Origin of the sequence: Paenibacillus sp. JZ16, assembly GCF_015326965.1 — a bacterium.
Lineage (GTDB): Bacteria > Bacillota > Bacilli > Paenibacillales > Paenibacillaceae > Paenibacillus_AQ.
On sequence record NZ_CP017659.1, the window covers coordinates 2617998 to 2636085 of the forward strand.

11 protein-coding genes and 1 riboswitch are annotated in these 18088 nt (G+C 48.1%); of the genes, 5 read left to right on the forward strand and 6 right to left on the reverse strand.

Annotation, left to right across the window (positions count from 1 at the left end; genetic code table 11):
• The first annotated feature begins 74 nt into the window (after positions 1-74).
• The 5 genes from BJP58_RS11800 to BJP58_RS11820 all read left to right on the forward strand — a co-directional run bounded on the left by BJP58_RS11800 (position 75) and on the right by BJP58_RS11820 (position 7719).
• Entirely contained in the window at positions 75-2054 is a 1980-nt protein-coding gene (locus tag BJP58_RS11800) for a DUF4832 domain-containing protein (protein WP_194544075.1), read from the forward strand.
• Positions 2055-2312: 258 nt separating this feature from the next.
• The gene (locus tag BJP58_RS11805) at positions 2313-3020 is read left to right on the forward strand and encodes a response regulator transcription factor (RefSeq protein ID WP_194544076.1); all 708 of its coding nucleotides are present in this window, start codon (positions 2313-2315) and stop codon (positions 3018-3020) included.
• Between the two features lie 59 nt (positions 3021-3079).
• Complete coding sequence (locus BJP58_RS11810; protein ID WP_233355049.1) at positions 3080-4471, forward strand: HAMP domain-containing sensor histidine kinase; 1392 nt, start codon at positions 3080-3082, stop codon at positions 4469-4471.
• Between the two features lie 95 nt (positions 4472-4566).
• Positions 4567-5331, forward strand: coding sequence for an ABC transporter ATP-binding protein (locus BJP58_RS11815; protein WP_194544078.1), 765 nt, complete (start codon positions 4567-4569; stop codon positions 5329-5331).
• 6 nt (positions 5332-5337) lie between these two features.
• A complete protein-coding gene (locus tag BJP58_RS11820) occupies positions 5338-7719 on the forward strand; it encodes an ABC transporter permease (protein WP_194544079.1) in 2382 nt (793 codons plus the stop codon).
• Between the two features lie 74 nt (positions 7720-7793).
• On the opposite strand, the gene BJP58_RS11825 is transcribed toward BJP58_RS11820, so the two are convergent.
• The 6 genes from BJP58_RS11825 to fabZ form a co-directional block, all read right to left on the reverse strand.
• Positions 7794-8240: a DUF5946 family protein gene (locus BJP58_RS11825; protein WP_194544080.1), complete on the reverse strand. Its 447-nt coding sequence runs from the start codon at positions 8238-8240 to the stop codon at positions 7794-7796.
• 200 nt (positions 8241-8440) lie between these two features.
• On the reverse strand, positions 8441-8644 hold the full coding sequence (locus tag BJP58_RS11830) for a Spo0E family sporulation regulatory protein-aspartic acid phosphatase (protein ID WP_194544081.1): 204 nt from the start codon (positions 8642-8644) through the stop codon (positions 8441-8443).
• A gap of 396 nt (positions 8645-9040) precedes the next feature.
• Entirely contained in the window at positions 9041-14233 is a 5193-nt protein-coding gene (locus tag BJP58_RS11835) for an isopeptide-forming domain-containing fimbrial protein (RefSeq protein WP_194544082.1), read from the reverse strand.
• A 623-nt stretch (positions 14234-14856) separates the two neighbouring features.
• Positions 14857-14955: riboswitch (cyclic di-GMP riboswitch) on the reverse strand.
• Positions 14956-15176: 221 nt separating this feature from the next.
• Positions 15177-16430, reverse strand: coding sequence for a hotdog family protein (locus BJP58_RS11840; RefSeq protein ID WP_194544083.1), 1254 nt, complete (start codon positions 16428-16430; stop codon positions 15177-15179).
• Positions 16431-16477: 47 nt separating this feature from the next.
• Positions 16478-17260 (reverse strand): enoyl-ACP reductase FabI, encoded by a 783-nt coding sequence (gene fabI / locus BJP58_RS11845; protein WP_194544084.1) that lies wholly within the window; start codon positions 17258-17260, stop codon positions 16478-16480.
• Between the two features lie 382 nt (positions 17261-17642).
• On the reverse strand, positions 17643-18083 hold the full coding sequence (gene fabZ, locus BJP58_RS11850) for a 3-hydroxyacyl-ACP dehydratase FabZ (RefSeq protein WP_194544085.1): 441 nt from the start codon (positions 18081-18083) through the stop codon (positions 17643-17645).
• Positions 18084-18088: the final 5 nt, after the last annotated feature.

Below are 18088 nucleotides of genomic sequence, written 5' to 3' on the forward strand. Positions count from 1 at the left end.
ATGATTTCTACGTTAATAAAGAAGTTTGGACTTGCAGGCTTTATGACATCCATCATTTTGTGAGGAGGTTTGACATGAAAGCATGGGGTATCAAAATGAAGTTGACGCTTACTGTTTTTACGATGACGGCCATTCTTATTGCCTTATTCCCTTCTCCCCTCTTTATTTCGACTGCGGAAGCAGCCTCCATCGTTATCGATGGTAACCCGGGCGACTGGGAAGGGATTCCGGTTATTTCCACGAATTCGGGAACCGCTGGCGTCCTAAAGGCTGCCCACGATGACAGCAATCTGTATCTGCTTGTGGAAGGCGCCGGCCTTAGCACCACCATGGGGAGCTTCTGGCTGAATACGGATGGGAAAACTTCGACCGGATATCAAGCCTTCGGATGGGGTGCGTCCGGTATTGAATGGCTCCTCGAGAATCAATCGCTATATCGCTATGCAGGAAATGGAAGCATCTGGAATTGGGATTTGTCTTCGACTCTTCCTTCTTCTCAATATGTACGTACCCCATCGACCATTGAAGCTGCACTCCCTCTCGCTACGCTTGGACTTGCAACAGGCAGCAGTGTGAACATCGGATATCTGGATAACAATTCGGATATAAACCGACTGCCAGCGCTGAACCAGTCCCTTCCCGTTTATACGCTTAATGCAGGTAATCCCGGAGAAGAACGGATCGAATTTTACCCAAGCGAGCTGGATGATCCGCTTAATAACCCGTTTAAGGGCTGGGCACCTTCAGCGAAATCTACCCATTACCCTCAGGACCACCGTCTCGTGTATGCCGGTGTCACCTGGAAGGAGTTAGAGCCAACCAAGGGCAACTATGATTTCAATTCGATTGAAGCGTCCAACCATTTCGACTATTGGCAAAGCCGCGGAGTTAAGGTAGTCCTTCGCATTATTCTGGACAGTCCTTCCGGTGTGCCTCACCGGGACATTCCTGACTGGCTCTATCATGACATGGTGAGTCTGGGACAATCTCCAGGCAAGGCCTACCAGGATGCAACCGGAGGCATGGGAGCCGGCAAGAACACGGGCTTCTCCCCCAATTACAGTTCCGAGTATCTGATCGCCAGACATAAGCTTGCCATTGAGGCGATTGCGGAGCATTACGACACGGCTGACAGCCCGATTGCTTTTGTACAAATCGGTTCGCTTGGCCATTGGGCGGAATTCCACACCTGGCCTTACATCGGACCGAACGGGGAAAGCAACTATACGGGCGCATTCCCTCCGAACGAAATATCCAATCAGTACATTCAGCATTATATCGATGCATTTGCCGATCAGGAGGATCATACGCAGCTCTTGATCAGACGAAGCGTGGAATTGGCCAAGAATAATAACAAGGGTCTGGTTCTTGGAATGTATAATGATATGTTCGGCGATCAGCCGAGCTTCGATTCCGAATGGGGATGGTATACCGGCACACAGAACGGTTATTGGGATGATATCGGCCAGCAGCAGCCAAACCATGCCAACTTCTGGAACACGCGCGTATCTGGCGGTGAATTTTACGGCGGTGCCTATGGCATGAATGCTGCACTTACAACTGGCAGCGGCTTCAATGAGACGCTGCGGCAGACCGAGCTCAGCAAACCGAGCTGGCTGGGACCGAATGCTCCGGCTTCCTTAGCGCTGGGCAATCCTTTGCAGGGCAATATGGATACACTGAAGAAACGAATGGGCTATCACTTTGTCGTGAAGAAGGTTTCATATCCGCAAGATAGCGGAAGCACGCTTGATGTATCCATCGCTGTGGAAAATAAGGGGGTTCAGCACTTCCCGTTCAACTGGCCTGTTGAAATCCAGCTGCGCAGCGGCGGGAACATCGTGGCGCGTCAAACGACAACCGCAGACGTAACAACCTGGAGAACCGGCTTGCATACGGTCTCAGGCTCTATCTCCACCAACTCGCTGGCAAACGGAACTTATGAGCTGGCAATCGCTATTCTTGATCCGTCTACAAACCAACCTGGGGTTGATTTTGCTAATACGGAACGTCTATCAGACGGAGCTTATAAGATCGGTACATGGACAAAATAACGAAATCGGCAGACTGATGTCCGAAACTATGAAAACAGCTATCGGGAACATCCCGATAGCTGTTGCTCGTTTCAGATTCCAATAAAACCACCCTCTCGCTGCGTGCTCCACAGTTTAGGTAACCGTGTTCTTGATATGACTTCACTTCACACCAAGCCTTTCAATTGGTAAGGTTCCCCTTATTTTCCCTATGCTTCATTCCGGCCCATGCTATAATGGACTCACTATTTAAGCATGCGGAACAGGGGCGACTATTTCATGAATTCTCCTAAAACAGTACTGATCATTGAAGATGAGCAGGATATCTCTCGCATCGTGAACGACTATTTGCGTGTTCAGGGATTCAGCACATTCATCACGGAAAATGCCGGCGACGGATTGCAGGAAGTCCGCAACCGGCAGCCGGATTTTATCATTCTCGATCTGACATTGCCTGATGCTGACGGAATTGAAGTATGCCGCAAGCTCCGCACGTTGACGGCTGCGCCCATTCTTATTTTAAGCGCCCGCAGCAGCGATACGGACAAAGTGCTTGCCCTTGGTTTCGGCGCCGATGATTATATGACCAAGCCTTTCTCGCTCAGTGAACTGGTCGCCCGCGTTCAGGCACATTTGCGCAGAATTGCAGACCCGAAATTCCCGTCAGCCCTACAGCAGCGAGTGCAATTCGGCACCCTTTCGATTGATAAAAATGCCCGCAGGGTCATGGTCGGACAGCAGGAAATTTCGTTATCCGCCAAAGAATTTGATCTGCTTTACTTCCTGGCGTCTAACCCGAATCAAGTGTTTACCAAGTCGCAGCTGCTGGATCAAGTCTGGGGGTATTCAGCTTATGTCGAGGATAATACCATCACGGTCTACATTCGGCGGCTCCGCGAGAAGCTGGAGCGGGCCGAGATCAACTCCTCCTATATCAAAACGGTTTGGGGCGTCGGTTATAAATTCAACCCCGATGAGACGGTGTAGCCCCCATGTACTGGAAATCGTGGCAAACAAGAAGGCTCTGGGCAGCCTGCCTATCTATCATGGTTATTTTGCTATCCGTCGTTTGGCTCGTTTGGCCCTCAAACCAGCCCGATTCGTCATCCATTGTCAACCCTATTCGCGTGCTGACGAATACGGTTGTCCATAACCTGGAGAATGAGCATGCCGACTTGCTGCTGGCCGATGCTCCGATTCGGGGGCAATTAACCAGCTGGAGTCAAGAGACAGGGATCGGCCTCAAGGTTGTATTTCCTGACGGAACGATGATCTATGACAGCGATGATTCATCCGTGCGCCATATTCATCCCCGCTTTGAACTCGACTACACGCTGCGTATTTCTGACAGCGAGCCGTCTTATTATCATCTCGCTTTTCCGCTGCTGGACGCCGGCAGCAAAAGCTTTGTGGGCTACGCTCAGTTTGCTGTGCCTGCATCTGTCGTAGCCGCAGCCTTCCCCTCCTCAGACTTGCCGCTATATGTGCCATGGGCGCTGCTATCTCTGGCCCTATTGACGCTGCTTTATTTATTCTTCTCCATCGGACGCCGGGTGCAGCATGATTGGGTTGAGCCTGTCGCCGGGCTCAAGCCTTATGCCGAAGCCATATTGAAAGGCAACTACGAGCAGCGTGCCGAATGGACCAGCGATAACGAGGTCGGGGAGCTCTATGCCGTATTTGATCTCATGCGTGAAGAGATTCGTAATTTGCATATGCAGCAAGCCGCGCACAGCCAGTCGCACAAAGAGCTGATTTCCAATCTGTCTCATGACTTAAAAACTCCGCTGGCAACGATCAAAGCCTATATCGATGCAATTCGGGAAGGCATATGCCCGGATCTGCCGAGTGTGATGGCATACCTTGAGGTGGTGCATGCGAATACGAGCAAGATGACCGTGCTTGTAGACGATTTGCTGCTGCACGCCCTGCGTGATCTGGAGCAGATTGCCGTACATCCGATTGAGCAATACAGCGCTCCAACGCTGGAGCCGATCTTGCGGGCGATGGCCCATTATATCCGTACGATGGGCGTACGCTGCCAAGAACCCTCTGCTATTCCCAACGTGCTTGTCGTTATCGATGCCATACGGATCGAGCAAGTTCTGTCCAATCTCGTCACGAACGCACTGAAGCATACGGAGCCCGGGGGTACGATTCGCCTCGCTGTTGAAGAACACTCGGAAACATCCTGCCTGCAGATCATCGTCTCCGATACAGGGAGCGGAATTTCCCCGCAGGATATGCCTTTTATTTTTGATCGGTACTACCAAGGCAGCGTTTCACAACGAACGGCCAGCCAACCGACCGAGCGCCACGGGGTCGGACTTGGGTTGTCGATATGCAAGTATATTATGGAAGCGCATGGCGGCACGATCTCTTTTCACAGCCAACAGCAGCAGGGAACGACTTTCTACTTGACTCTGCCCCTCAGCTGACCCCTGTCATAATTTATTTATAATTTAATAACAAATGTGCAAGAATCGTTCTCTATAATTTGGTGGCATGGGAAGATAAGAGAGGAGATCAGAATATGCCTTCAAGCAAAACCATTATGCTGCAAGCTGCAAATTTATGTAAAACATACACCACTGGCAAGGAGCAGTACCATGCCATTCGGAATGTCGATCTTTCGATTTACGCAGGAGATTTCACGGTCATCATGGGCGACTCGGGGTCGGGAAAGTCCACCTTGCTGTACTTGCTTAGCGGACTTGATGAAGTGACAACCGGAGAAGTCTGTCTGCAGGGACAGCGCTTTGATCAATTTTCAGCCAAGGAGCTTGCACGCTTTCGGGCGAATCGGATCGGTTTTATCTATCAAAACAGCAACCTTGTACCCGATCTGTCGCTGTTCGATAACATTGCCCTCCCTGGATATATCGCAAATCAGGATAAGGAACAAGTACGGCAACGGGCAAATGACTTGATGGTCAATCTCTCCCTCGATAAACAGAGCAGCCGGTTGCCTTCCCAAGTATCCGGAGGGCAGCAGCAGCGGGCGGCAATCGCCAGGGCGCTCATCAATAACCCGGACATCATTTTTGCTGATGAACCTACCGGCAGTCTGAACTACGAACAAGGCGTTACGGTGCTTGATATATTGAGCCGGATGCATGCGGACGGTCAATCGATTGTCATGGTCACCCACGACATGAAGGCAGCCTGCCGGGGCAATCGCCTTATCTACATTAGCGACGGCAAGATCGGTGGCACGCTGGATATGGGACCCTATAGTCCGGAACAGGCCTCCGAGCGGGAAGCGATGATCTTCGCTTATGTCACCGGGAGGAGGTAGTCTGGGATGCGAGCCATATTGACACTCTGCTGGGGCAACCTACGCAAAAGAAAAATGCAAAACACGCTGATCGCATTGCTTATTGCCCTATCCGCTCTACTCGTCAGCACCGCATTCACGGTCTTGATGAATACGGAGAATGTATTCAATGATCGCCATGCGGCTGCTCATGGTGCGCACGAAGTCATAAATATGACCCGTGGGCTGCATGACGAACAGTTGGTAGCCGACTGGTGGTCCAGCCAAGAAGGCGTAAACGCGTCCAGCTTAATCCCTTACAAGCCATGGACCGGACTGGTCTTTAACGGGAAAGAATTGCCCAATCTTTATCTGTATATGATCAATACCCCGCCGATGCCGCATGGGGTCAACAATCCTCTTCCCGGTACAGGCCCTGAGCATCTGACGGTTCCGGAAGTCGGCGAAATCTGGATACCCACCTCGCTTGCCTACAAATACAACATGCATATCGGCGATGAATTGGTGTTCACCTCAGGGTCTGCACCGGCACAATTCACGATCGGTGCGATTGTCATTGACATATCCCATGGCGGTCCTTTCTCGACCACTGCCCGCATCTGGATGAACGAAGCCGACTATCGGTCAACCATGGGTAGCTTGTCCACTCAGGAGCAATACATGTTGTCGCTTCGCTATTCGTATCCTGAACAAAGCGAGGAATACTGGCAGCGCTTTGAGCAGGCGCTCGGGTCGCCGTTTTTAGAGGAACGCGTTTCGTTTGCCGAATTGTCGGCCTTTTATTTCATCATGAACAAGGTGATCGGCTTTGTGATGAGTTTCCTCGGACTGGTCATGATCCTCGTCGCCTTGCTCACGATCGGCTTTACGATCACGGACACAATCCTTGCCAATTACCGCACGATCGGCATTCTCAAATCGATTGGCATGACCTCCGAACGCATCATCGGCACCTACCTGCTGCAGTACGGTTTAATGACGATTGTCGCCTTGGTCCCGGCACTGATTGCAAGCCGCTTCCTTTCAGATGTCATCATCCGGAATTCCCTGTCTTTCCTCAAATCCGACACAGCTCCTGTTCCCGTTCAAGCGGCAGACGTTGCGATCTGGACTGGCTGCGGCCTGCTGCTCATCATCCTTCTATGCGTCCTTGTTTATGCTTCCAAGACACGCCATATCGAGCCCATTCAAGCGATCCGTTATGGCATGTCGGAGTCTTCACATAGTCGTATCCATCGGCATGGTGCTCGCAAAAGACTGCTGGATCGATGGTCCGTACCCACGGTCATCGGCTGGAAGCATGTGAGCGGCAACAAAAAAAGCGCAGCGCTAATCTTTCTGTTGATGAGCATCACGGTGGCTGTGCTCGTCTTTGGCGCCATGCTGGTAACCAGCGTCTATCGAATCAGTGAAACGTCGGCTCAGTGGGGTTATGACGATGCGGATATCGCGATTATGGTTATCCATGCGGAAGGTATAGATCGGGCGGAAATGCAATCTTATATCCAAAGCGACCCTCGGGTTCACAGTCTGAACTGGTCCGGATCATCCACCGGCGTCATCGCCATGGCCGAAGAGGATGACAATCCTCAACAGACATTCAGCCTCCCTTTGACGGTCGTGGAAGGCAGCATGAACGAGATCGGATTTGCCTCGCTTGCAGGCCGTAATCCCGTACTCCCTAATGAAATTTCCATCGGGATCAATATTGCCCGTAAATTGCAAAAAGGCATCGGCGACATAGTCACGATCTACATTGAAGGAGAACCGCATCCATTGCTGATCACCGGCACCTTTCAGTCCATTTCCAATATGTCGAACGTCGCCAGGGTCACATCAGATCTTGTCGAGCACTTGAATCCGGACGCCGGGTTTATTCAACTTAAGGACAATGCGGACAGCGATGCGTTTGTGCAGCAGTTGAACGAACGTTACAGCCCTTCCATTCAAGCGCTGAAGCAGGAAGTGCTGCTCGATTCCGTATTCAAAGAAGCTGCGGCGGTTTTGCTCATTCCGATGAGTATGCTGGCCCTTCTGTTCATGGCTGTCACTTCTCTTATTGTTTATACAACTTGCCGGCTGCATATTCGTAAGGAAACGAAAACATATGGCATTTATGCCTCGCTCGGCCTGACCGCTACCGACATTCGTCGTGCCTTGACAAGCGGCATTGCCGGACTGGCTGCGCTCGGTGCGCTGGCTGGCATCGCTTGCGGCGTCTACGCATTGCCGGCCGTGCTGCGCGGTCTGCTCTCTACCTATGGGATTGTCAAGCTGCCGCTCATCATGGAATGGCCGCTGGTCATTGGGCTGACGCTGATCGCGCTTGCTATCGCCGTCAGCGGCTGCTGGCTGGCTTCGCGAATCCTCCGCCGCACCTCCCTTCGTGTGCTGGTCATGGATTCATGAAGACGCTCCATGAACAGAAGATGACCTCCGAATGTCGGAGGTCATTTTTTTACTTCTTGCCTTAATAAATCTTCTTATTTTAATTCACATCGTATTTGCTCTTTCCACTTGATAATATTTGCGATGGCATTTGTTTCACCGCCTAAATAGATATCTTCTATGGTCATTGACCAAAATTTAGATTTGCGATTTCTTTCGTTATGCGGAAGAGGGTTTGTTATTTTAGCTACCTTGGTTACTCTCTCTCGATTTTTCTTGAGTATATAGGCGGTATCCCAATCATGATCATAAGCATTCGTAAATAAATCAACCAGCAATCGGTAACCTTCCTCTGTATAGTTGGAAGGATGCTGCAGCATATAACATGAAACAAGCCAAAAATGCAAAGCATATAACGCTGGATCACGATGTTCCCACACAAGGGGAAAACCGAATAATTCATAGCAGGAAAACCCATCGATCTCCTTAGCTCCACACTCCATACATCTTCCAGACTCCATTACGGTGTGATGATCAGCCATTTTATAATCCCCCTATCCTAAATGCTACTTTCCCCAAGATTAATAGATTGACGTTGCGTAAAGTCAACTCTTTGTATTCAATTCCCCTGCCTGAATCTTATGTCGCCAGTAAAACAGAGGGCGTGATCCTTATTCCCCCTACACTTGAAATCCAAATAGAAACACATGAGGCACAGAAGGTATCTTCTGTGCCTCATGATTCAAGTATGCTTTTTGATATATTCCTCTTGTTTTTTTAATTCCATGTAACGAATAATCAGCTTATCCAACGACTGTGAAATGGCGACAACATCTTGATGCACCAATTCGAAACTGCTGGCCACTCGCTCAAGTTCTCTTCGGAGAAGTTCGAGTTTTTTCGATACTTGTTTGAGTTCACTCTCGATAGAAATCACCTTGTTCACCCACCCCCGTCGTAACAAGTGATTGATGACAGTTGCTGTTAACGCGAATCAGCCTAACGGAGGTATCCCTCGTATTCGGCAACTGGCTGGCATCGAGGACATTAGCCCCTGTGGCTTTGTGTCGCAGTCTCATACTTATAAGTATAAAATTCGACTCAACCAAAAAAAATACCCAGAATTGGGTAATCTTTACCTAAGTACTTCAATAAATTCAGCTTCTAAAGTTGTTCCATGGATAATAAATTACTTTCTGCGTAACACGTTCCGTATTCTCGATCTCCTATTCATCGCGCAGCAGAATTCGGTAGCTCTTAGTGAACCATTATGATAACCACAACAACTAAATAGACAGCGGCTCCCCAAGTAGGTTTACTTGGGGAGCCGCCGGTTGTTAGTCTATCCTCTTCTTTTTCTTAGCAGTAGCAAACCTGCAAGCAAGAGGATACACCCCGCTAACATGTAGCTGTACATATTCGTAGCCGTATTCGGCAATTTATTTCCGTTAGGCTCGTTCGTTGCCTGATCTCCGGATTGAGCCGGATCTCGTGGAGTCGAATCCGATACGCCTAATGTTGAATCGTCATGATCTTCCGGTGTTTGTGCACCAGTATTCGAATCCCCGTCGGAGTCTCCATTCGAGTCTTCATTTGAGTTCCCGTTAGAATCTTCGTCAGAGTCTTCGTTCGAGTTTCCGTTCGGGTCTTCATTCGAATCCCCGTCGGAATCACCCGTTCCACCCGGGTTCGTCGTATTTCCACCGTTGTTCTCGTTGTCCGTCACTTCAATGACATTGGATGGTTTCTCCGGAGTTGTCACGTTATCACCTGTGACTTCACCGATGTTTACGATCGCTTTACCGGCTTGTCCCGCCTTGACGGTTGCCTTGAACTCAATCGTATGCCATTCGGTATCCGTAATCCGTCCAAAGTTACCGCTCACTTTGCCGTTAACAACCTGGCCTTTGTCGCCATCAGCGTTATCGGTGACGGAGACGCCGTCCACCTTCAGGCTGCCTGCTACATACGCAAGCCCTTCCGGCAGGAGGTCAGCAATCACAAGGTTCGATACGTAGCTGCCCGAAACGGTATTGCGTGCGGAGATCGTATACTCCAGCGTATCGCCGACCGTGATGCTGCCGCCATTGAGATCCCGCGACGTCTTCCGTGATTCGATGACTGGAGAAGACGGAGTTGGTGGTGTTACAGGCGGTGTGACCGGTGGATTTGGATCTACCGGTGGATTGACGGGTGGATCGACTGGCGGATCAACCGGTGGGTCCACCGGCGGCGTGTCGCCTTCCTCAACCACAATCTCATCCGTTGGGCGGCTCGGCTGATCGATGTTGTCCCCGGTAATTTCACCGGTGTTACGAATCGATTCTCCGGCGTTCGCTACGATCTTCGCCTGGAACTCCAGCGTATGCCATTTCGTATCCCATACATCCCCGACGTTACCGACAACCTGACCTGAAGCATAATGGCCTTTGTCGCTGTCCTGGTCATCGGTGACCGAAACACCGTCGACCTTCAAGCTGCCCGGAATATATTCCAGACCGGCCGGCAGCGTATCCGATATGACGAGGTTGGACATATACGTATCGTCCAGCACCGTTCTTGTCAGGATCGTATAGGTAACGGTATCCCCGACTTCGAATGTTTGCTTGCCCGCTTCAAGATTCATTGCGGACTTCTCGGATACGATCACTGGATCGCGCGGATAGACCTTGACTTCTTCTTCCGGCTCACTAGGCTCGTCGAAATTATCGCCGGTGACAGCGGCAATATTCCGAATATCCTTGCCGGCTTGTCCGGATTGGATGATTGCATGGAACTGAAGCTCATGCCAATCCTCATCCCAGATATCGCCGAATCCTCCGTACACGGAGCGGGTTACCACATGGCCTTCATCGTCGCCTTCATCATCGGTGACGGATTGGCCATCCACGGTCAAGGTGCCCGGCACGTATTCCAGTCCTGCCGGGAGTGTATCCGTAATTTTCAAATTCGAGATATACGCATCCTGTGTCACCGTTCTTGCCCGAATGGTGTAGACAACCGTATCCCCGACTTCGAAATGGGTTTTGCCCGCATTCAGGTTTTCTGCAATTTTCTCCGATTCCACAACCGGATGACGCGGATAAACCTGAACTTCTTCCTCGGACTCGCTCGGTGTGCTCACATTCTCGCCACCGGCTACAGCGGTATTTCGAATATTTTTGCCAGCTTGTCCAGGCTCAATAATCGCTTCGAACTCCAGCGTATGCCACTCGGTGTCCGTAATATCCCCGAACAGGCCGATAACTTGCCCATCGGTATACATACCTCTGTCTTGATCGCTTGCGTCATCCGTGACGGCAGCGCCGTCTACCTTCAGGCTGCCCGGTACATATTGCAGTCCTGCCGGCAGATCGTCCGAGATAACCAAGCTGCTGACAAAGCTCTTTTCGATCGTATTCCGTGCCTGAATCGTGTACCGCAACGTATCGCCTGGTTCAGGGTTACCAGGGTCCGTGTTTCCGGCAGCCTTCGTTTGAAGGACGGCATTTTTGCTGGACTCCAGAACAGGAGGATTGAAACGGACCGTCGTGGTGGTTTCGTTCGATTCCTTCTCTTCCGTGTCGCCTGTTAGTAAGTTGTTATAGCTGATTTGTGCTTTGTTCTTAATTTGCTGATTGGCGGCGCTTGCTAGAACCTTGACTTTAAATTGCACGGTAACGCCGTCAGCCAATTGGCTCGTATTGGCCAAGTCGCCTAACTGAATGCTGACCTGGCTGCCGTCAAAGCGACCTTCGTCGGTGTCGTCGGCATCCGTCAGGTCTTTGGTGGTCGAGCCCAGGATCAATTTCATGGAGCCAGGGACATATTCCGTTCCTTGCGGAATCAGATCCGTCACGCTTGCATCGGCGGCGATGTCTCCGCCTTCATTCTTGATCTGAATCTCGTAGGTTACTTCATCGCCGGCACTCACTTCTTGTGGAGATGCGGTCTTGTTAGCTGTCACACAAGGCGACGTACCAAGGAAAATATCATCGATGAAGTTTCCAGCTCCAATGTTTCCACTTGCTGTACTCACCGCCTCAAAGCCGAAGCGAGTGACCGTTTGTCCTGCTGGGACCGTATACGTGCCTGTATAGGTTCCCCATGCTTTGTTACCGTCCGTCATTTGTTCTTGAACTTTGGTGTCGTACGGGTTAGCCGTTGCTGCTCCAATACGAAGCTGCATCGTGTCAACCCCTTGCCGTCCCATATGGGATAGGCGCCAATAGATGGTCTGTCCAGGGGTTGTCTTCACATCCTGGTAAAGCATCCCGTTTTCATAAGCATTTAGTTCCGCCCATTTCCCGCCGTCCGGGGGAGCTGGCCAGTTCTTTACAACCGCAGGATTATTTCGCTCCCAGTCCCATAGTTCAATGACTGGATAACCGTTAGCATCATCCGTGGTCTTCCATCCAGGTACTTCGGATTCATAATAGTAGAGTCCGGACGTATTAACAGCAGTTCCCCGGACAGCGCCTTGCTCAAAACTGCCATTGATCATTGCAACTGGCCTAGCGCAAGCATCAATGACTTCTCTTTCGAGAATACCACTCGACACTTCATTAGAATCGATCGTTTCCTCTTTGCCTGCCAGTAAGTTCTTATAATCAACAGTCGCTTGATTGGTGACCGTCTGGCCGACATGGCTGGATAATGCTTTCACTCTGAATTGAACTGTGATGCCGTCAGGCAAGTCATTGGTATTCTGCAAATTTCCGAGCCTAACGATCACCTTGCTGCCGTCAAAGTGTCCTGCATCTGTATCATCTGCATCGGTTAGATCAATGGTATTGGTCCCGCTCACCATTCTCATGGAGCCTGGAACATATTCCGTGCCCGCAGGAATGACGTCTTCAAAGACGGTATTTGCGGCAACGTCTCCGCCTTCATTTTTAACTGTGACTTCGTAAGTAAGTTCATCGCCTTCAAAAACTTCTCCAGCAGGAGAAACGGATTTCTCTGCGATAACACATGGTTCAGTTCCCAGGAAGATGTTGTCCAGGTAATTACCGAAAGCCAAGGCTCCAGTAGATGTACTAATTGCTTTAAATCCAAAACGTGTTACTGTTTGACCTGCAGGAACCGTATAACTCCCGGAATAAGTTTCCCATGCAGTCCCAGTTGAAATTCTCTTTATTTCTGGCGTGGTATTGAATGGATCGTTCGTAACCGGTCCAATATTAACACTCATCGTGTCCACGCCACTATATCCTCTGTGATCTAAGCGCCAATAGATTGTCTGCCCTGGTACAGTTGGTAAATCTTGATACAGCATACTATTTGTATCCGCATTTAATTCTGCAAATCTACTCGTAAGATTGTCCTGATTCGGAGTGTTTGAAGGTATCGTGCTTGGTCGGGCAGGGTCCATGATTTGAATGATCCCTCTTGGTGTACGGTTAGTATCCGTCGTATTCCACCCTGGAACCGTGTCTGCATAGTAGTAACCGCCTCCGGCTACCGAGTTATCAAAAGTACCAGGTCCCTCCGGCTTTTCAAATTCACCATTAATCAATGCCACTGGTGATGAACAAGCATTTGGAGGATTAAGTGGATACACGTCAATCGCATTCTTCGGCTCATCAGGCATATCTAGATTGTCGCCCGTAACAGTTGCTACATTTTCGATGCTCTTACCGGCTTGACCCGAAGTGACCTTCACTTGAAAAGTGATACGATGCCACTCAGTGTCGGTTACATCGCCAATCGTTCCGGTTACTGTAGAATCGACAAAATCGCCTTGATCATTATCTCGATCATCACTGACCGGTTGCCCCTCCACTGTCAGTGTACCCGGAACATATTCCAAGCCTTCCGGAATCGTATCCGAGATAACCATGTTTCGAATCAGACTTTCGGAGATCGTATTTCGACTCTGAATCGTGTATAGCAGCGTATCTCCCACTTCAGGCTGGTCCGCAACGGTGTTTCCATCCGCTTTTTCTTGAATCTTCGCCGATTTCTGCGATTCAAGTTGAGGAGGATTTGGATCGAAATTAGGAATGACACGCGAAGCGGCATCGTAAGTAATCTCAATATTTGTAGAGCTCAGGAATCGATAGCTAAGTGTTTCTGGATCAAGTTCGTATACGAGCGTGTTGGTGTTTCCAGCGCCCACATACATTTTCCCGTTCGGCAGGAAGCTAAGAGCCCGCGGTCCAGGATCGATGGATTGGCCGTCTGCACTTACCATAGGAACAGAACGTATTACTTCTGCCGTTGCCGGATCGATTTGATAGACCTTTACCTGGTCAACAAGATCCAAAAGCCAAATAAACCCGTTTTTGTCATAAAGAATGTCGCCACCGTTGCTACTTGTCAAGCCCGTAATAACCTTACGATCTTGCTGATTTGTTGTTATATCGTAGTATGCGAGATAATTCTCCCCATTTTCGGTGTAAATATAATAGTATTTACTATCCGGGCTAATTACGGCGTTTGCTGCTGTTCCGGTCAACGTGGCTACCTGTGTAGTAGCACCCGTTTCTGAAATCTTATACAGCCGATTGATGCCGCCACTTCCGCTAAATGCGTAGAAGGCATTTTCCGTCATGGACATCGCTAATCCATTATTAATGAGGAGTGAGTTGTTAAGTGCTAGGCTTGCCTTTGGGTCTAGCTCGCCCGGATTATTTCCGTCGATCTGGTAGATAGCATTCCCGGATATAATATAAGTATCAGTGTCATTAATCGAAAAGGATGCGGCCTGAGCCTGAGATGGCTGTAAAGGAAATATCCCGCCTAAAGCAACTAAAAATACACAAAACTGGATAAACAAACGCTTGATCAATTTTGTGCTCGTACCAGAATGAATACTGCTCAAACATCTCCCTCCAATCGTTGTTAGTCTTGGCCGTCATTGGACTGTAGTGAGCCTCAAATTTTAATACACTGCTTACCAAATCGAATCGAATCCGTACTATGACTCATGGAATGATCCCAATCAGTTCGGCCAGTATGAGCAAATAGCCGTTAGTTTCCTAGCGTCATCATGTACTCACGGGCTCCTACTATGTATTCTTTATTTGTTCAAATGGCGTTCCCTCCTTGAAGATTCATCTCATCTATAGACAAGGCTTGATGCCTGGACTATCATTATTTAAAATTTGAAATAAAACTAAAAAAAGAAAAACCCGTCCAAATAGCGAACGCTAAACAGACGGGGAATCCGTCGTATTCGGTAACTGGCTGGCAGTAGTACTTGCTTTTTCAGCAAATCCATTAGCCCCTGTAGCTTTGCGTCCCCACTTTTCAATGGGTTTGCCATTATCGTACGAGCATATTATTTAATTGGTAAATTTATCATTTCCTTAAAGTTACAATACAAATAATCCATAAGTTAGGTGCTAATGACTCAATTTTGCGGTAGTTTATCACTATTTGTCGTTTTTTGTGTTTCAGGCTTTTTTACTATAGATCAACAAATTTAGGTAGGACTTGACAAGCCAACAAACTTACTTTCAAAGCACTTAAGCCCATTAAATTATAGCTTAAGCCTATCTTGGTAAACAGGGAACGAGCCGCAATCCCATCCTTCCACAATAACAAACTTTTAATCCATCCACAGTGACCAACAAATCTGCATATAATTTGGGTTCATCTCCACCATGAACCTCTTCGACAAATACCTCGTAGATCACTTCCCTGGCGGTTGGAGCCGCTTGTCCCCGCAATTGCACCTCATACAACACCTCAGGAATAGGCTCAAAACGGTATCCATCCTTATCCAGCGTAAACCCAAGTCCAGCGAGATAGATTGCCATCGCTTGCAGACAGCCTTCAAATTGCAGCATACCCGGCATAACTGGATCGTTATGGAAATGGCACAAGAAAAACCATTCATCGGGCTGAATTTCCTTTTTGGCCTTTAAGTAACCTAACCCCCAAGGTCCCCCTTGCGGATCAAAGCATTCTACTTCATCAATCATGAGCATTTTTCCCGATTGAATACGCGGTGATCTTGTGTGCGTAAATGCCATTTCATATCCATTTCCGAAGCATTCGGCAGTACGCCCTTTGGAAAATAAGCTTACTTGTTCCTTGGTGAAAGAGCGATGTTCGCAAACCACAACAGGAGTATCCCGTCTGGCGTCTGCATTAAAGCGTGCAGCTTCAGCATCCCATTTCACACCACGGGCTCCAAGCAATTCATCTTTAGTGAAGAAACCTACCTGACCTTTTCGCACGGTCAAGCGTTTCTGTCCTGCGGCATAACAGTCAGTGTGGAAAAAGGTCAGCCACATCTCGCCATTATTGACGTGACCATCCACAGTAAGTTCGGATGTAATTGTAGAATCAGGCTTAACAAGCGATTCATGAAACATGAACTTACAGCCTATTAACCGTGTAAGGCGTTCCCCTTTATTATATGAATCGATACCCAACGAGGACATGATCAGTGTAATAGGGTTTACCAGCGATTCAAGCATGAGACCTAATGACATATAACCATCATGTAAAAACCATGAGTCTTTCGAAACATCTGTTTCAAACCATATCTTACCAAGTCCAAGAGTGCCCGGCTCACCTTCCATACCGAGAACCCGATCAGCGAATAACAGCGGGGGTTTGGGCATACGCGTTTGATGAGCATACTTGTCCTGGAATTTGAATCGCTCTCCTAATATATCTGAAATCTTTCCTGACGTTAACACCTCAAGTTCAGGTCGGGAAAATGAAGGCCCCACAGGTCGAAATGGATATGAATGGTTACTTGTTTCTGTTGATTCAACGGTTTTCTTAAAGCTCATATCTGTCCTCCCATCCTTGGCCGACTCGATCTCCAGTAATTATGATGTCAACCGCCGAGAATATGAAATCCTGAGTCAACATGTAAGATCTCTCCGGTGACGCCTCTTGATAGATCGCTAATAAAAAATAATGTTGCATCTCCGACTTCGTCCTGGTCAACACCTCGACGCAAGGGGGACTTATCCTCGATGTCATGCATTTTCTTTTCAACGCCGGAAATAACTTTAGACGAAAAGGTAGGAACAATACCAGCAGATACAGCATTAACACGTATACCGTATTTTCCGACATCATCTGCCAAATAACGCACACTTGCTTCCAAAGCCGCTTTAGCAGCTCCCATCACATTATAGTTTAGGCCAGACAGTATTCGTTCTGAACCCAGGTAAGTTTGCGTAACAATACTTCCGCCTTCAGTCATGAGCTCCTTTGCTGCTCTTGTTACAGCTACAAGCGAATAAGCGCTAATTTCCTGTGCCAGTAAAAAGCCGTCACGAGAAATGTCTGTAAATTCTCCTTCAAGGTCCTCACCCCTGGCGAAAGCAATGGAGTGAACAAGTCCGTGAATCACACCGACTTCATCCTTGATTTTAGTAAAGGCTTCCTGAATGCTATCATCGCTCGCTACATCGCAGGAAACAATTAACTTGGGGGTTATGTTATGTTCGTCCAGTAACTTAACCAATTTTTTATAGGATCGTTCCCTTTTGTTCGTAAAGATTAAATTTGCTCCTGCATTATGTAAGGATTTTGTAATCCCCCAAGCAATACTTCGCTCATTCGCGATCCCCATAACAACCACATTTTTCCCTTTTAATAAGCCCGGCATTTTCTACCTCCTGAATTTGTTAATCAACCATCAACAAATGGATTTTCGAAAAATAGGAAATGAATTGTTCAGGTCGAACATGTATGACATGACTAGCAAAATCAGGGCTGGCTGAACAAACAGAAAGCTTATAATTAGCAATCGTATCGTACTGCCTGAAATAGTAAGTTGATTCATCGAAATATATGGATGATACTAAAAAATTATCCTCGTGAACAAGATTAAACGTGTTCAAAGGTATATGAAGGCCTTACCCACTGCTTTTTATAAAGCTCTCTTTTAAAGTCCATAGGTCATAAAAGGCTTCCAACCTTTTGTGATAAGAAACTATATTTATTAATTGAAGATAAATGATTAACACATTCTTTTCGATAAAATCTCCTTAATCGCTGAAACAACCATTTAATTCAGCTTTTGCAACAACCTTATCCCCTACCATGGCCTCAGCCTCGGCGAAGATTGCATTTTCGATGACTCTTGTGAACTTGCATGTATATATAATTTGATCGCCTGGCTTGACTTTATCTAAAAATCTTGCCTTTTTAATTCCGGTAAACAGGAAGATTTTCTTCTCAGAGTCTTCTGTCTTACAAATTGATAATTTATGAAGCAAAATGAGGGATTGAGCCATACCTTCGATTAATAAAACACCCGGAAAAATTGGATTGTCAGGAAAATGCCCTGGAAAAAACCATTCATTGAAACTTACATTTTTCAAGCATGTGATATGATCATTGACTTCATAATCCAGTACCGAATCTACGAAAATAAAAGGATAATCCTGTGGCAAGAGAGATCTGACCTCATTGGAGCCTAGTCTCATAAGTA